At 64.7% G+C, this 14,979-nt stretch carries 18 protein-coding genes and 1 pseudogene; 13 read left to right on the forward strand and 6 right to left on the reverse strand.

Features of this window, described 5'->3' with window-relative positions:
* The first annotated feature begins 400 nt into the window (after positions 1-400).
* From rpmH to yidC, 4 genes and pseudogenes are all read left to right on the forward strand, one after another.
* Positions 401-535 (forward strand): 50S ribosomal protein L34, encoded by a 135-nt coding sequence (rpmH, locus tag M3A49_RS26010; RefSeq protein ID WP_026120950.1) that lies wholly within the window; start codon positions 401-403, stop codon positions 533-535.
* Between the two features lie 91 nt (positions 536-626).
* Positions 627-1,049: pseudogene (gene rnpA, locus M3A49_RS26015) on the forward strand (ribonuclease P protein component); the annotation flags it as partial.
* 203 nt (positions 1,050-1,252) lie between these two features.
* Positions 1,253-1,483, forward strand: coding sequence for a membrane protein insertion efficiency factor YidD (gene yidD, locus M3A49_RS26020; protein ID WP_028203242.1), 231 nt, complete (start codon positions 1,253-1,255; stop codon positions 1,481-1,483).
* Between the two features lie 30 nt (positions 1,484-1,513).
* Entirely contained in the window at positions 1,514-3,187 is a 1,674-nt protein-coding gene (gene yidC, locus M3A49_RS26025) for a membrane protein insertase YidC (protein ID WP_266231606.1), read from the forward strand.
* Positions 3,188-3,322: 135 nt separating this feature from the next.
* Here the strand turns inward: yidC and M3A49_RS26030 are convergent, their stop codons facing one another.
* A complete protein-coding gene (locus M3A49_RS26030; protein ID WP_028203244.1) occupies positions 3,323-3,742 on the reverse strand; it encodes a helix-turn-helix domain-containing protein in 420 nt (139 codons plus the stop codon).
* A 362-nt stretch (positions 3,743-4,104) separates the two neighbouring features.
* Here M3A49_RS26030 and mnmE point away from each other — a divergent pair, with 362 nt between their 5' ends.
* The 5 genes from mnmE (at position 4,105) to M3A49_RS26055 (ending at position 8,386) form a co-directional block, all read left to right on the forward strand.
* Positions 4,105-5,505, forward strand: a complete 1,401-nt coding sequence (gene mnmE, locus M3A49_RS26035) for a tRNA uridine-5-carboxymethylaminomethyl(34) synthesis GTPase MnmE (protein ID WP_266231607.1) — start codon at positions 4,105-4,107, stop codon at positions 5,503-5,505.
* Between the two features lie 152 nt (positions 5,506-5,657).
* Complete coding sequence (locus tag M3A49_RS26040; protein ID WP_266231608.1) at positions 5,658-5,969, forward strand: DUF4148 domain-containing protein; 312 nt, start codon at positions 5,658-5,660, stop codon at positions 5,967-5,969.
* Positions 5,970-6,394: 425 nt separating this feature from the next.
* Entirely contained in the window at positions 6,395-6,613 is a 219-nt protein-coding gene (locus M3A49_RS26045; protein ID WP_266231609.1) for a hypothetical protein, read from the forward strand.
* A gap of 145 nt (positions 6,614-6,758) precedes the next feature.
* Positions 6,759-6,995: a hypothetical protein gene (locus M3A49_RS26050; protein WP_266231610.1), complete on the forward strand. Its 237-nt coding sequence runs from the start codon at positions 6,759-6,761 to the stop codon at positions 6,993-6,995.
* A gap of 365 nt (positions 6,996-7,360) precedes the next feature.
* Positions 7,361-8,386, forward strand: coding sequence for a S1C family serine protease (locus M3A49_RS26055; protein WP_416339009.1), 1,026 nt, complete (start codon positions 7,361-7,363; stop codon positions 8,384-8,386).
* 57 nt (positions 8,387-8,443) lie between these two features.
* On the opposite strand, the gene M3A49_RS26060 is transcribed toward M3A49_RS26055, so the two are convergent.
* The 4 genes from M3A49_RS26060 to M3A49_RS26075 form a co-directional block, all read right to left on the reverse strand.
* Positions 8,444-8,830 (reverse strand): ecotin precursor, encoded by a 387-nt coding sequence (locus M3A49_RS26060; protein WP_254336794.1) that lies wholly within the window; start codon positions 8,828-8,830, stop codon positions 8,444-8,446.
* A 136-nt stretch (positions 8,831-8,966) separates the two neighbouring features.
* On the reverse strand, positions 8,967-9,134 hold the full coding sequence (locus M3A49_RS26065) for a hypothetical protein (protein ID WP_266231611.1): 168 nt from the start codon (positions 9,132-9,134) through the stop codon (positions 8,967-8,969).
* Positions 9,135-9,177: 43 nt separating this feature from the next.
* Positions 9,178-9,342 (reverse strand): hypothetical protein, encoded by a 165-nt coding sequence (locus tag M3A49_RS26070; RefSeq protein ID WP_167334410.1) that lies wholly within the window; start codon positions 9,340-9,342, stop codon positions 9,178-9,180.
* A gap of 207 nt (positions 9,343-9,549) precedes the next feature.
* A complete protein-coding gene (locus M3A49_RS26075) occupies positions 9,550-10,176 on the reverse strand; it encodes a LysE family translocator (protein WP_266231612.1) in 627 nt (208 codons plus the stop codon).
* Positions 10,177-10,669: 493 nt separating this feature from the next.
* Between M3A49_RS26075 and sap1 the strand changes: the two genes are divergently transcribed.
* Positions 10,670-11,011, forward strand: coding sequence for a surface attachment protein Sap1 (gene sap1 / locus M3A49_RS26080; RefSeq protein WP_266231613.1), 342 nt, complete (start codon positions 10,670-10,672; stop codon positions 11,009-11,011).
* Between the two features lie 251 nt (positions 11,012-11,262).
* Complete coding sequence (locus M3A49_RS26085) at positions 11,263-11,817, forward strand: YaeQ family protein (protein WP_266231615.1); 555 nt, start codon at positions 11,263-11,265, stop codon at positions 11,815-11,817.
* Between the two features lie 17 nt (positions 11,818-11,834).
* Here the strand turns inward: M3A49_RS26085 and M3A49_RS26090 are convergent, their stop codons facing one another.
* The gene (locus M3A49_RS26090) at positions 11,835-12,245 is read right to left on the reverse strand and encodes a VOC family protein (RefSeq protein WP_254355694.1); all 411 of its coding nucleotides are present in this window, start codon (positions 12,243-12,245) and stop codon (positions 11,835-11,837) included.
* A 546-nt stretch (positions 12,246-12,791) separates the two neighbouring features.
* Between M3A49_RS26090 and ada the strand changes: the two genes are divergently transcribed.
* Both ada and M3A49_RS26100 read left to right on the forward strand, forming a co-directional pair.
* Positions 12,792-13,952 carry a bifunctional DNA-binding transcriptional regulator/O6-methylguanine-DNA methyltransferase Ada gene (ada, locus tag M3A49_RS26095; protein WP_266231616.1) on the forward strand — a complete coding sequence of 387 codons (1,161 nt, stop codon included), beginning with the start codon at positions 12,792-12,794 and terminating at the stop codon, positions 13,950-13,952.
* Positions 13,949-14,971, forward strand: coding sequence for a DNA-3-methyladenine glycosylase family protein (locus M3A49_RS26100; protein ID WP_416339010.1), 1,023 nt, complete (start codon positions 13,949-13,951; stop codon positions 14,969-14,971). The genes ada and M3A49_RS26100 overlap by 4 nt, the downstream gene beginning before the upstream one ends.
* Positions 14,972-14,979: the final 8 nt, after the last annotated feature.

Consider the following 14,979-nt stretch of genomic DNA (forward strand, 5'->3'; position numbering starts at 1 on the left):
TTGCATGCGTTGCGGTCGCTCCGCTCTTGTCGCACAAACGCGACGAGGCCCTGACGAGGCGACGGCAATGGCTCCGGAAGCCCGCGCGGCAAAGGTCTTGCGGCAAGCAGGCGGGCCGGAGCGGCATGCAGGATTCTTGGGATAGGCGAGATTCTAACGCCGAAATACCCTCACCAGGAAGTTATCCACAGGGACGGATCAACGCACGCTCGTTCGTGCCCTCGCCACGGTCGATGCAGGCGCTGCGCGCCCGGTCAGAAGGTTCGATCGCCTAACCTATTGACGGCCAACGAAAAACCGGCTTAAATAGCGGGTTCCTCGAAAACCAATCCCTAGTACCACCGGCCATTGCCTTTTTCCGCGATGCTCGCCGCGGTCAAAACTCAACAGTGAGAGCAACATGAAACGTACTTTCCAACCTTCCGTTACCCGTCGCAAGCGTACCCACGGTTTCCGCGTGCGCATGAAGACCGCTGGTGGCCGCAAAGTGATCAACGCACGTCGTGCGAAGGGTCGCAAGCGCCTCGCCGTCTAAGTCGGGCAGCATCGCTATCAGCGAAATCACGGGTAGCGGCCCGCTCGCGAGCACGGCGAACAGGACGAACCTGGTAACTGATCGGGGCGTCATGCCGTCGCGAACGCAAGCCGCTTTTCCGAAAGCCGCAAGGCTACTGAAAACGGATGAGTTCTCATCCGTTTTTCGTTTGCGCCCCTGGCGCCGCACCGAGCACTTCGTCGTGTACGGGCGGCCCACCGGCAACGAGGCGCGGCTCGGGCTCGTGATCGGCAAGAAGTACGCACCGCGCGCGGTCACGCGCAACCTGGTGCGCCGGATTGCCCGCGAAGCGTTTCGTGTGCGCCGTGCGCAGTTCGAAGGTTTCGACCTGCTGCTGCGCCTGCATACGAAGTTCGACCGCAAGGCACGGCCGGCCGCGTCTTCGCCGGGGCTCAAAGCTTTGTGCCGCGGCGAGATCGAGACGCTGCTCGAAAAGGCCGCGCGCGAAGTCACGCGGCGTGGCAGTGCTGCGCCTGCGACATCTGCGCGCACCCCTTGCGCGGCGCAGGCTGCGGCGCCAAATGGGCAGGCAGCCGGGGAACCGGCGCAGACCCAGGCCAGTAAAGATTTGCCGCCGGACGAGAGCAAGACCCGCGCATCATGAGCGGGGCGCGCGAGTCCGGCATATCCGACGTCGCCGCCGCGCAAGCGGCACGTGGTTCGTCATCGAACGCGGCGAAGCCAGGCCGCAACGCCATGCAAACGGTATTGATCGCACTGCTGCGTTTCTACAAGCTCGCCGTGAGTCCCCTCCTCGGCAGCCGGTGCCGTTTTTATCCTTCCTGTTCGGATTACGCACGCGAGGCAATCCAGTATCATGGCGCCGCGCGTGGGACTTACCTCGCCGCGCGGCGGCTGTGCCGCTGCCATCCGTTTTCGGCGGGCGGCGTCGATCTCGTCCCGCCTGCATCTCCGAAAAAGCGCTGACGCGCCATTCCATCGACACTGAGACAACGCATGGATATCAAACGCACCGTCCTATGGGTCATCTTCTTCATGTCAGCTGTCATGCTGTACGACAACTGGCAGCGCGACCATGGACGCCAGTCGATGTTCTTCCCGAACGCGACGCAAACGCAGACGCAAACCGCCGCAGGCGGCCCTGCGCCGGCTAGCGCCGCCAACGGCGCGTCCGACCTGCCGACGGCCGCTGCCGCGGGCCAGGCGCCGACGAACACCGCCCAGCCGGCTGCAGCCGCAGCACAGCTCGTTCACTTTCGCACCGACGTCTACGACGGCGTGATCGACACGCGTGGCGGCACGCTCGTGAAGCTCTCGCTCGTGAAGGAAAGCGCCGACGGCAAGGGTCCCGACCAGTACATCACGCTGTTCGATCACACGAACGACCACACGTACCTCGCGCGCACTGGCCTGCTCGGCGGCGACTTCCCGAACCACAACGACGTGTTCACGGCGGTCGAAGGCCCGCGCGAGCTGACTGGCGACGCCAACTCCTTCCAGGTCGCGCTGCAGTCGCCCGAGAAAGGCGGCGTGAAGGTCACCAAGACCTACACGTTCACGCGCGGCAGCTACGTGATCGGCGTGGACTGGAAGGTGCAGAACGTCAGCGGCGCGCCGGTTTCGCCCACGCTCTACATGGAAATCGTGCGTGACAGCCAGCCGGTCGAAACGCCGCGCTTTTCGCACACCTTCATCGGACCGGCGGTGTACTCGAACGAGCATCACTTCCAGAAGATCACGTTCGGCGACATCGACAAGAACAAGGCCGACTTCGTGACCCAGGCCGATAACGGCTGGATCGCGATGGTGCAGCACTACTTCGCGACCGCGTGGATTCCGCAGCAAGGCGCCAAGCGCAGCATCTACGTCGAGAAGTTCGACAACTCGCTCTATCGCGTGGGTGTGAAGCAGCCGCTCGGCACGATCGCACCGGGTGCGACGGACACCGTGCAGGCTCGCCTCTTCGCGGGTCCCCAGGAAGAGCGCATGCTCGAAGGCATCGCGCCGGGTCTGGAGCTCGTGAAGGACTACGGCTGGGTGACGATCATCGCCAAGCCGCTCTTCTGGCTGCTCGAGAAGATCCACGGCTACGTGGGCAACTGGGGCTGGTCGATCGTGCTGCTCACGCTGCTCATCAAGGCCGTGTTCTTCCCGCTCTCTGCCGCCAGCTACAAGTCGATGGCGCGCATGAAGGAAATCACGCCGCGCATGCAGGCGCTGCGCGAGCGCTTCAAGAGCGACCCGCAGAAGATGAACGCGGCGCTCATGGAGCTCTACAAGACCGAGAAGGTGAATCCGTTCGGCGGCTGTCTGCCGGTGGTGATCCAGATCCCGGTGTTCATCTCGCTGTACTGGGTGCTGCTCTCGTCGGTGGAAATGCGTGGCGCGCCGTGGATTCTCTGGATTCACGACCTCTCGCAGCAGGACCCGTTCTTCATCCTGCCGGTGCTGATGGCCGTCTCGATGTTCGTGCAGACCAAGCTGAACCCGACGCCGCCGGACCCCGTCCAGGCGAAGATGATGATGTTCATGCCGATCGCGTTCTCGGTCATGTTTTTCTTCTTCCCGGCCGGCCTCGTGCTGTACTACGTCGTGAACAACGTGCTGTCGATTGCGCAGCAGTACTACATCACGCGCATGATGGGCAAAGGCAAGAAGAAGGCCGCCTGAGTGCCGGGGCGGCAGTGATGCCGCCACCTGAATCAGGGCTCGAAAAAAAGCCGTCCGGTGCGAACCGGACGGCTTTTTGCATGGTTGGAGCGCCATTTCCTTGACGGCGCAGAGCGCAGCGTTCGTGTGTGCGCGTTAGTTCTTCTCGGCGTCGCCGTAGAATTGGGCGACCAGTTCCTGCACGAGATAGCGGTGATGGGCGCTGAGCGACTCGATTTTCGAGGCCAGTTCGAGCGTTTCCTCGGAAACCGGATATTTGCCGTCAGGCTTGCGGGGCCGCGGCACGGTCGAGCCCGCCTTGCCCGGAGGACCGTAGTGCAGCCAGTGGATGTCCACATCGAACCATTTCGCCAGCGTCTCCAGCTTGTCCTGCGTGGGAATGGTGCGGCCACTCAGCCATTTGTGAGCGGTTTGCGGCGAAACCGGATGTTCGCCGTGATGGCGCAGATTGAACCGGTTCGCCAGGTCGGTGCTGCCGCGTAGTTTTTCGGGTGCGCGCTTCATCGCGAACCTGAGACGTTCGGCAAAGGCGGCTTTTTCGTCGGATGTCGGCATGGGCCAGATTGTGCGGCCCGAAATAGCCGAAGATGACAACCAGTTAGGCTACATTTAACGTATAAAAGCGAGAATTCACCTGCTTCTGGCTTCCGTATGACTTCGGTCGAGATCCCCACGAATTCCCTTGTGGAAAGCCGTTGGCGGGATTTGGCGCTCGAATTATCTGAAATCTGACAGAATTCCTTAAGACTAATCTTAGCTAATTTAAGATAAAGCGAGACGATTCTCAGCCGGGTTGCCAGCCGGAAAACGCCCTGTCCGGCGCGTTACAATGCCTCGCGTTTTGCGAGTGCTCGCAAGACCGCAGTGAGTCCGCGCACGCCATCCCGATTCCAGCCCTGCTCTACGGTCCGCCCATCATGCTCGCCACCGATTCCGATCCCATCGTTGCCATTGCTACTGCGCCCGGACGCGGCGGGATTGGTGTCGTGCGCGTCTCGGCCGGCCGCGCCGGCGCGGCGGCGACGGTCGCGTTGATGCAGGCCCTCACAGGCCAGGAGCTGGTTGCGCGCCACGCGAGCTACGTGCCGTTCCTCGACGGCGCCGGCACTGTGCTCGACCGGGGGATCGCGCTGTCGTTCCCCGCGCCGCATTCGTATACCGGCGAGCACGTACTCGAACTGCAGGGCCACGGCGGCCCGATCGTGCTGCAACTCGTTTTGCAGCGCTGCATCGAGGCCGGCCGCGAGTTCGGGCTGCGCCTCGCCGAGCCTGGCGAATTTACGCGGCGCGCGTTCCTCAACGACAAACTCGATCTGGCCCAGGCGGAAGCCGTGGCCGATCTGATCGAGGCGAGCACCGAAGCGGCGGCGCGCTCGGCCGGCCGCTCGCTCGACGGCGCGTTCTCGCGCGACATTCACGCGCTCGTGGACGACGTCGTAACGTTGCGCATGCTCGTGGAGGCGACGCTCGATTTCCCCGAAGAAGAGATCGACTTCCTCGAGGCCGCGGACGCACGCGGCAAGCTCTCACGCATTCGCGATCAGCTCGACCACGTGCTCTCCGAAGCGCGCCAGGGCGCGCTGCTGCGCGAGGGACTTTCGGTCGTGCTCGCGGGACAACCCAACGTGGGCAAGTCGTCGCTGTTGAACGCGCTGGCAGGCGCGGAACTCGCGATCGTGACGCCCGTGGCCGGCACGACGCGCGACAAGATTTCCCAAACCATCCAGGTCGAAGGCATCCCGCTGCATGTGATCGACACGGCCGGTTTGCGCGACACGGAGGACGAAGTCGAGAAGATCGGCATCGAGCGCACGTGGAGCGAGATCGGCCGCGCAGACGTGGTGTTGCATCTGCTCGATGCGCGCACGGGCATGAACGCCGAAGACGAGACGATCGCCGCGCGCTTTCCCGCCGGGGTGCCGGTCGTGCGCGTGCTCAACAAGACCGACCTGACCGGTGTGCCGCCCGAAGTGGCGAAGCGTCGTGCCGGGAACGGCAGCGAAGTCTGCGAGTTGCGTCTTTCGGCAAAACAGGGCAACGGCGTCGGGCTGCTGCGCGCCGAGTTGCTGCGCATTGCGGGCTGGCAGGCGGACGCGCAAAGCGTCTACCTCGCGCGCGAGCGGCATCTCATCGCGCTGCGTGCGGCGCGCGAGCATCTCGCACACGCGGCGGCGCACGCCGACCAGAATTCGCAATTGCTCGATCTGTTCGCCGAAGAGCTACGGCTCGCGCAGGAATCGCTGAATTCGATCACTGGCGAATTCACCTCCGATGACCTGCTGGGCGTGATTTTCAGCCGCTTTTGTATCGGGAAGTAACCCGCAAGCGCACCCCGCCCTATTCTTCTTCAGCCTGGAACAATCCCTTCGAAGCCCGAGGGTTAACCCTCGTCGGCAATCCTCCTAGACTTTCGCTCATCGGATGCAGGCATGTTGTCGCACCGAATCAAAAGCCGAAGGAGGTAGTTAGCATGAAGTCCCTGATCCAGACCGTAGCCGTTGCCGTTGCACTCGTGGTGCCGATGGCATCGTTCGCACAATCGAATGCGCCCGTGACCCGCGCCCAGGTGCGCGCCGAGCTCGAGCAGCTCGCGAAGGCGGGCTGGCGTCCGGGCGCAGGGGCGGACCCGCACTATCCCGACGATCTTCTCGCAGCCGAAGCCAAGGTAGCCGCCGCGAACGGCGCAACGAGCGGCTACGGCGGCGCGGCAGCCGGCAACTCGGATGCAGGCCGCCCGGCGGTGCCCAAGGCCGACTGGAACGCGATGTATAACCATCCGTAACACGGCAATATCGCTGAAACGCTTGCCATCATCTCCTGCAGGCGTTTCGCATACCTGAACGAATACCTCCGCCGTCGTTGAAGCGACGGCTTCGCTCGGGCCTTCTGGACCGGGCGCTTTTTCCAGCGACCGTCAAGCAAATCGGCGACGCTGCTCAAAAGCAAAGCTTGTTCAGCCTCACCTCTGCGCACTACGAGCTAACCGCCAGGTCATTTAATTCGTAGTGCGATCTATCTTCAAGTTCACAAGCAGGCGATCGTCTTGCGCGCGCCTCAACGCTGCCGCTCGCTAACGCGCCCCGCTCTGCCTCCATAAACGCACAACTGCCGCGGTGTGCGGCTGTAATTTGTGGACACACATCGTTGCTTTTCCAAACCTTTGCCTCGGCATGGCTCGCCGACAATCGGCGGTATAGGAGAACGACGATGAAAACACTCTTCTGTGCAATTGCTCTGGTTGGCTTGTCAGCCGGCCTCACGGGTTGTGTGGTGGCGCCGCCGTACGCGTACGCGCCTGCGCCAGCCTACGGCTATGGCTATGGCTATGGCTATGGCTATGGCTATGCGCCGGGCTACTATGCGGCGCCGTCGGTAGATATCGGGGTTGGCGTGGGCGGCTATTACGGCCACGGCTGGCGACGTTAAGGGGACCGTAACAAGCCGTCTGAAAGGTTGATGTCTGACGTATGAACTTGACCTATCCGATGTGATAGCTGGACACGCGCCGCCGCCGAACTAAAGTGGCGGGACAGGTTTTCACAAGACGTTGGGCCAGCGCACGGGGGCAACCATGAGATTCATCGACGACGAGATCGCGCATATCACGCGTGTAATGGCGCCCTCGTTATCTGCTGGCACGACGCCGGCTGTCTTTTCATTCGATTACTGGTACGCGCGCCTGTGCGCATTGCTCGACCTTGCCCAGATTACGCCGTCCCAGTTCCGCACCGTCGACGCGCTCATGGTCGAACTCGAATCGCGCCAGGCTGCCACCGGCGCAGCGGTGCGCGAGGCGCTGGCCGCCTGACTCACCGGTTCACGCGTTTGCTTCGCAAGCGCGCCGCGCCGCGAATTCCCGCTTAACCTCGCCATGTCACCCGAGCATGGATTAGCCCGCGCGAGCGGGCTTTTTTCTTTTCCGGGGCGCTCGCAACGGGCTGGCAGACGTAAAAAGACCGCGGCAGGGGCCGCGGTCAAGAGCTTGCCATCAGGCATCCTACGCGGCGCCGAGGGGTGGTCGCCGCCACACCATTCTCGCGGCTCGCCCAAGGCGCAGCAACGCTTCGCGCCCCGATTTGACAATCCTTAACGTTTCGGCCGACCTGGTGCGCGCTCTTGAAAACGTCGCGTGCCCCCTGCATGTAGAGCCCACTTTTTTCGGAGATTCAGATCGTGGGCAGACGACCTTCCTTCATTGACGATCTGGCTCGCGGCGTCCCTCCCGACGGCGCGGGCCAGCGCCCGGGCTTCGACGACGACGCGCTCCTCGACGCCTATTCGCGCACCGTGATCGGCGCGCTGGAGCGCGTGCAGCCGGCCGTCGCGCATATTGCCGTCGAGCGCCGCGCATCGGGCCCGGCCCCCGCGCGCGGCGGCAGCGGCTCGGGCTTCCTGTTCACGCCGGACGGCTACTTGCTGACGAACAGCCACGTCGTGCATGGCGCAAGCAGGCTGAGCGTGACGCTTGCGGACGGCACGACGCAGAGCGCCGACCTCGTCGGCGACGACCCGAGCACGGATCTCGCCGTGCTGCGTATCGGCGCGCCAGAGGCGCTGACGCACGCGCAGCTCGGCGATTCGGCGGGCCTGCGCGTCGGGCAGATCGCGATCGCCGTGGGTAGCCCGCTCGGCCTTGCGCAAACGGTGACGACGGGCGTGGTGTCGGCGCTCGGCCGCTCACTGCGTTCAGAGTCCGGCCGCATGATCTACGACGTGATCCAGACGGACGCCGCGCTCAATCCGGGCAACTCGGGCGGTCCGCTGATCAATTCGGTGGGCCAGGTGATTGGTGTGAATACGGCGATCATTCCGGGTGCGCAGGCCATCTGCTTCGCCACGGCCATTGACACGGCAAAGTGGGTCATCACGCAACTCTTCGCGCACGGCCGGGTGCGGCGGGCCTATATCGGCATTGCCGGGACCACAGTGCCGATCGCGCGCAAGGTGCAGCGTTATTTCGGCCTGAGCGCGACAACTGGCGTGCGGGTGATGGAGATCGTCAAGGGCAGTCCCGCTGCGCTCGGCGGCCTGCGCGTGGACGACTCGATCGTGACGATCGATGGCGTGCCGGTGGACGGTATCGACACACTGCAGCGTCTCTTCGATGTTTCGCGCATTGATCGCGCAGTGGAGATCGGTGTGATCCGCTTGACGCAGCGACTCGACCTGAGCGTGACACCCGTCGAGCAGACGAGCTAGGCGCAAGGAGCGACCTATGCGATCGGCGGCGCACCGTGGCGTGCGCCGCTTCATGAATTACCAGCCGCCGCCAGGCTGGGCATAAACCGGCGGTTGTCCGTAGCCGGGCTGCGCGTAGCCGTCGTCATATTGCGGCGGCGGCGCGGTCTGGACCGGCGCGCAAGGCACGTAGCGGCCCGAATACTGGTCGTAGCACGCCGCGCCGGCCGGGGCGGCGGCATAAACCGGCGCGGGCTGCGCATACACTGGCGCGGGCTGCACATAGGCCGGCTGAGCCGGGTAGGCCACCGCCGGACCGCTGTTCAGCACGGCGCCCACCGCGGCGCCAATCAACGCGCCACCAACCAGCGCACCCACCACGTCACCGCCGTGATCGTGCGCGCTCGCGGGGCCCGCCGCCACCGCACACCCAGCCAGCACCAGGACGGCCGCCATCTTTCGCATGTCGTTCTCCCTGAGAACCTTTGAAAACATGCGAGCGATTGTCAGCCCGATTGCTGGATACAGGTGCTGCAAGTGGTAACGCCGAATTACTGGAAGGTGTGGCTTGCCAGCGCGCGCTGGCCGGGAGCGAATCCCGTCAGCGTGCGTGCTCGCCGTGGTGCGCGTCTGCCTCGTGTGCGCGCGGCGTGCTACCGCGCTGCCCGGCAGACGGACAGAGAAGGGTGAGCGCGATGGATAGCACCATCAGCACGAACAATGCGACGAAGTACGCCATCCAGGAGAACTCGAAATCCACGAGTGCCACCCATGTGCTTCGGCGCGTTCATCCGCGCGATGCGTGCTCCCGCTCAGTGATGCAGGAAGCTGCGTAGCGGATGGCGCCAGTCCATATGATGTCCGTCTCCCGCTTCTACGCGCTGTCGATGCTCCTCGAGGATTTCGTCGGAAAACAGGAACACGACGATGACAAGGGGGATCACCAGAAACGCGCCCAGTATTACGTGTTCGATCACGATTACCTCCTGGTTGTCAAGCGGTTTGCAATTGCATTGTAGCCAAGACGCGACAGTTTGCCCATTGGGCGCGCACTGAAGCTTGAAAACAATGTTCGCCAACCATCACAAGCCACGAAGAGCAGCCTGCGTGCCCGGTTCGCGGCGCGATTTTGGGGGCTCGGGACGCGAACCGCGTCAGGGTAGCCGTCGATCCGGATGCGCCGCTTATGCCGCCGACTTTCTCCACGCGGCGGCAAAGAGCCCGGCGCCGATGAGCAGCGCGCCGCCCGTACGATTGACCACGCGTTGCACGCGCGGGCTGCGCACGACTTTGCGCGCGGCCGCCGCAAGCAGCGCATAGGCGAGAGCGTTGAGCGTCGCGAGCACGATAAAGGTGGCTTCGAACGCGACAATCTGCGGCGTCATGGCCAGATGCGGATCGATGAACTGCGGCACGAAGGCGACGAAGAAAATGATGCTCTTCGGGTTGAGCGCGGTGACCGCGTACGCATGCGCGAAGATGCGGCCGGTGCGCGTCTCGGAGGTGTCCGGCGCGTCGCCAACGCCCACGGGCGCGCGCCAGAGCTTCACGCCCAGATAGATCAGATAGGCGGCGCCAATCCATTTCAGCACCGAGAACAGCGTGGCGGAAGCCGCGAGGATCACGCCGAGTCCGAGCATGGAAGCGGTCATCGCCGTGAAGTCGCCGAGCGCGACGCCAGCCGTGGTCGCGAGCGCGTAGCGGCGGCCGTGGCCAAGCGCGTAGGAAACGACGAGCAGCACGGTGGGGCCGGGAATGGCCACGAGAATGGCCGACGCGATCGCGAACGGCAGCCAGTGAGCGAAAGTCATGGGGTTCCTCCATTGGGAAGCCCGATTTATCCACGAACTTTTGCGGGATGCAAGTGCGGCGCGCGGCTTCGTTTCGAGAGCTTCCTGTGGCACCTGGCATTGTTTTTATTCTGTCGCCAATCCATTAATGTGCGCGTCCCCACTTGGCGCCCATGCGACTTTGGGTGCGCCGCGTCATTGGCTGTCCCGCGATCTATTAAACCGTTTAAATCAAAGCCCGTTCGATTCTTCTATCCCCCCTATAACCGTCTATGCCTTGTTGGATAAGGCGCGGGGCTTTGTAATCGATGCTTCCGAGTGCTGCTGGACGCCTTTTAGTGGCAGGCTCAATGGCATAGCGGCGCTCGGCATCATGCTGCGAGCCTCCACGACTGTTGCGAGCGCACACAAGTCGGGCTTGCAGTCTTTCGGCAGTTTTCTATGTTTAAAGACGCGGGTATGGCATGAGAGTTAAATACATAGCTAACCTGAGTAAAACCCGCAGGAGGCAATCATGAAAATGCTATCCAGTATGGTCGTCGCGGCGGCCAGCCTCGCTTGCGTCGTTGCGGTTCAGGCTCAGGATGTGAGCGTCAAGGCGCAGCAAACGGTGCAACTCAAGCCGGGCTCCTATGGCTGCCTCACGAAAGACAAGCTCGACGCCGTCGCGCTTCACGAGCAGGCCGGCGAGCATCAGCAGATGCAGGAATACTTCTCGGGATTCCAGTGTCTGTCCACGCCCGACAACCAGTCGTTCCGCGTCGTACAGGTGGTGGGCCACGACGTCGAATTCGTCAACGCGGCGAATACCGACGAGCAAGGTCTCTGGACCACGGACCGCTTCATCAAGCAGTAAGGCTGCCTCTCCCATCGCGCCTCTCGACATGGCCCGACGCACGTGCGCCGGGCCATCGTGCTTGCCGGGCACGCGGCCGTGACGTAATGCAACGCGTCGCGCGCCGCTGTCAAACCCCCGTCACTTTCTCGTCAGACCATCCGCATTGCGTCGCGCGCCGCATCGACACGCGCTGCGCGTCGACTCGACCGGCACATCGCTTGCTAGAAACTTCGCTATCATGTGCGGCTTTCGCGCGACCGGAATTCGGTATGGCACTCAAATCGACCATCTACAAGACAGAACTGCAGATCGCGGACATGGACCGGCACTATTACGCCGACCATGCGCTCACGATCGCGCGCCATCCGTCCGAAACCGACGACCGCATGATGGTCCGCATCGCGGCGTTCGCGCTGTTTGCGGGCGAGCGGCTCGAATTCTGCAAGGGCCTCTCCGACACGGACGAGCCCGACCTCTGGTGCAAGGACTACACGGGCGCGATCGAAACGTGGATCGAGGTCGGCCAGCCCGACGAGCGGCGTATTGCCAAGGCAAGCGGCCGTGCGGGCGAGGTCATCGTGATCGCCTACGGCGGGCGCGCCTCCGACATCTGGTGGCAAGGCGTGCGCAACAAGGTCGAGCGCCTGCGCAACGTGACGGTCTGGTCGCTGGGCGAGGGCGTCGCCACGTCGCTCGGCGCGCTGGCCGAGCGCACCATGCGCCTGCAATGCACGGTGCAGGACGGCGCGGCGTGGATCGGCAATACGAGCGCCGAGCCAGTGGCAGTCGAATGGAGCGTGTTCAAGGCGCCCGAAAACGTGTGAAAGCAGGCTGCGCGCGTTCAGGCGTGCGGCGGCCCCTTGAGTTCCACCATGTTGCCTTCCGGGTCGAACAGATACAGCGACGGCCCCAAACCCTCCGCCCCATAGCGCTCGACGGCATTGCCGGGATGCGCGCCATGCTGCGTCAGATGTGACGTGAGCGCCTCGGCGTCGAACGGCTCCACGCGCAGACATAGATGATCCATGTTGCCGCTCGCGCCAGCGGGCGGCGCGCCGGAACCCCGGTCGAGCGGGCCGCCGATTGTCACGAGATCGATGAGCGAGCGTCCCGCGCGCAACTGCACGAGGCCGAGATCGCGCTGTTCACGCTCCGGCTGGCAACCGAGTACTTCGCAATAGAAACGCGTCATGGCGGCCATGTCGGCGGCCCGGATAACGACGTGATCGATCTCGCGAATCTGGATCCGCATGGCGTCCTCGAGGTCGTGCTGGGATTCTCATGATGAACCTGCGAACGCCGGGCTGCGCAGAAGGCGCGCATTTCAGCGAGACTCGCGAAGCGGAATCGCCGGCAGCAGAACAGTGGGAAGCGGCGGAAAATAACCGAAAGCGCTGAAGCCGCGGAATTTGCGGGCGCGTCGCGCGTGGGGCGAGTTGACGTCAGGAAACGCTGGACGAAAAAAAGCCCGCTGCTTGAGCGGGCTTAATCCATATCAGGAGGAGACATGGAGGAGACAAGAACCACTATACCGAGTCGGCTGTCGCGACGCAACAAGTTTTTAAGGGAAAACCCGCAAAGTTGCCATTTTGTCGCACGGGAATCTGCAAGGCGCCACCAGGGATTCACCGAAGGCCATAAAAGTACCCGATCAGGGCGCATTCACGGCCCATGTCGACCGCAATGACAGCGCAAGATGCGGCGCGCCGTCCTCCGTACGCGAAGTTAGAGTAAGGGCATACAGACAGGCACTTCGAGGAGCCCTCAAATGAGCGCCGTTCCTGCAATGAAACCAGCGATGAAACCCGCCAAACCCAGGCAAACACCAGACAGCGAGTGGACCAATGACGCCGACCGCTGGCAAGCCGTCACGTCGCGCGACGCGCGCGCCGACGGCGCGTTCTTCTACGCCGTGCGCACCACCGGCGTGTTTTGCCGCCCGTCGTGCGCGTCGCGGCTGCCGCGGCGCGAGAACATCGAATTCTTCGCCGAGGCGAACGACGCGCGAGCCGCCGGCTATCGCGAATGCAAGCGCTGCCGCCCGGGCGGCCTGCCGCGCGAGCTGGAAATCGTGCGGCGCGCGTGTGCGGCGCTGGACGCCGACCCGCAAGAGCGGCTCACGCTCGCGCAGCTGGGCGAAGCCGTGCATCTCAGCCCGTTTCACCTGCAGCGCCTCTTCAAGCGCGTGCTGGGCGTCTCGCCGCGCCAATACCAGGCGGCGCGGCGCGGGGCCGTGCTGCGCGACGCGCTCGGCGAGGGCGCCGACGTCACGCGCGCTAGCGCCGACGCCGGCTTCGGCTCGTCGTCGCGGCTCTATCACAGCGTGCCGGGCGAGCTGGGCATGGCGCCTTCCGCCTATCGCCGCAAGGGCGCGGGGCTGACGATCCACTACGCCGCCACGCCCACGCCGATCGGCTTCGTGCTCATCGCGGCAACGGAGAAGGGCATTTGCCGGATCGCGTTCGGCGACGAAGCCGCGACGCTCACCGCCGCACTCACGGCCGATTTCGCGAACGCGCAGTGCCTCGAGGACAAGGCCGCGGTCGCGCCGTTCGCCGCGCAGATCGACGCGTATCTGCACGGCCGGCGCGAGCGTTTCGATCTGCCGCTCGACATTGCCGCGACGGCGTTCCAGCAGCGCGTCTGGGACGCGCTCCAGCGCATTCCCTACGGCGAGACGCGCAGCTACTCGCAGATCGCCGAAACGCTCGGCGCGCCGCGCGCGGTGCGGGCCGTGGCGAGTGCGTGCGCGTCGAATCCGGTGGCGCTGGCGATTCCGTGCCATCGCGTCGTCCAGAAGGGCGGCTCGCTCGCGGGTTATCGCTGGGGGCTCGAGCGCAAGGCGGCGCTGATCGACGCCGAAGCGCGCGCCTCGCAAGGTGCGCAAACCGGCGCAAAAAACCCGAAAAGCGCCCGTTCGACCCAGAACCGCGCCAACACGCCGGAGACCGCCACTTGAGCGCCATCGCCTCGCAATCCGAAGCACAAGCCGAGGCGCCGACGCACCGCGCCACACTCGAACTGCCGTTTCGCGCGCCCTACGACTGGCCACGCGTGCTGCGCTTCTTCAGCGGCCGCGCCACGCCGGGCGTCGAGGCGGTGGAGGACGGCGCGTGGCTGCGCGCAATCGATTTCAACGGCGCGAGCGGCACGCTCGCCGTGCGCCGCCACGCGCGCAAGCATTGCCTCGTCGTGCAGATCGACGGGCCCGTGAGCGCGCATGCGGCGGCGCTCGCCGCGCCGCTCTCGCGCATGTTCGACCTGCAGGCCGATCCCGCCGCCGTCGCCGCCCATCTGCGCAGCGACCCGTGGCTTGCGCCGCTCGTCGCGGCCGTGCCGGGGCTTCGGGTGCCCGGCGCGTGGTCGGGCTTCGAGCTCGTGGTGCGCGCGATCGTCGGCCAGCAGGTCAGCGTGAAAGCGGCGACGACGATCATCGGCCGCCTCGTCGAACGCGTAGGCAAGCGCATCGACGACCATGCGCACGCGCGCACCGCGTGGCGCTTTCCGACGCCCGCCGCGCTCGCCGCCGCCGATCTCGCGGGCATCGGCATGCCGGGCAGGCGCGTCGCCGCGCTGCAGGGCTTCGCGCAGGCCGTGGCGAGCGGCGCGGTGATCATCGAACGCGACTACGCGGAGAAGGATCAAAACAAGCCGCGCGGCAAGCGTCAAAACAGACAAATCGAGGCTATCGGCCCGGAACCCGCCGACCTCGACGCCATGCGCGCCGCGCTGCTCGCGCTGCCTGGCATCGGACCGTGGACCGTGGAATACGTCGCGATGCGCGCATGGCGCGACGCGAACGCGTGGCCCGCGACCGATCTCGTGCTCATGCAGGCCATCGCGGCGCGCGACCCGTCACTCGTGCGCGCGACCCAGCAGCGCACCCGCACTGACACATGGAGCCCCTGGCGCGCATACGCGGCCATGCATTTGTGGAACGAAATCGCCGATCGCGCGGGCGCGGCGCGCGGCGGCTAGGGCAGCGG

It is taken from the genome of Paraburkholderia sp. CNPSo 3076, from assembly GCF_026343935.1.
Taxonomy (GTDB): Bacteria; Pseudomonadota; Gammaproteobacteria; order Burkholderiales; family Burkholderiaceae; genus Paraburkholderia; species Paraburkholderia nodosa.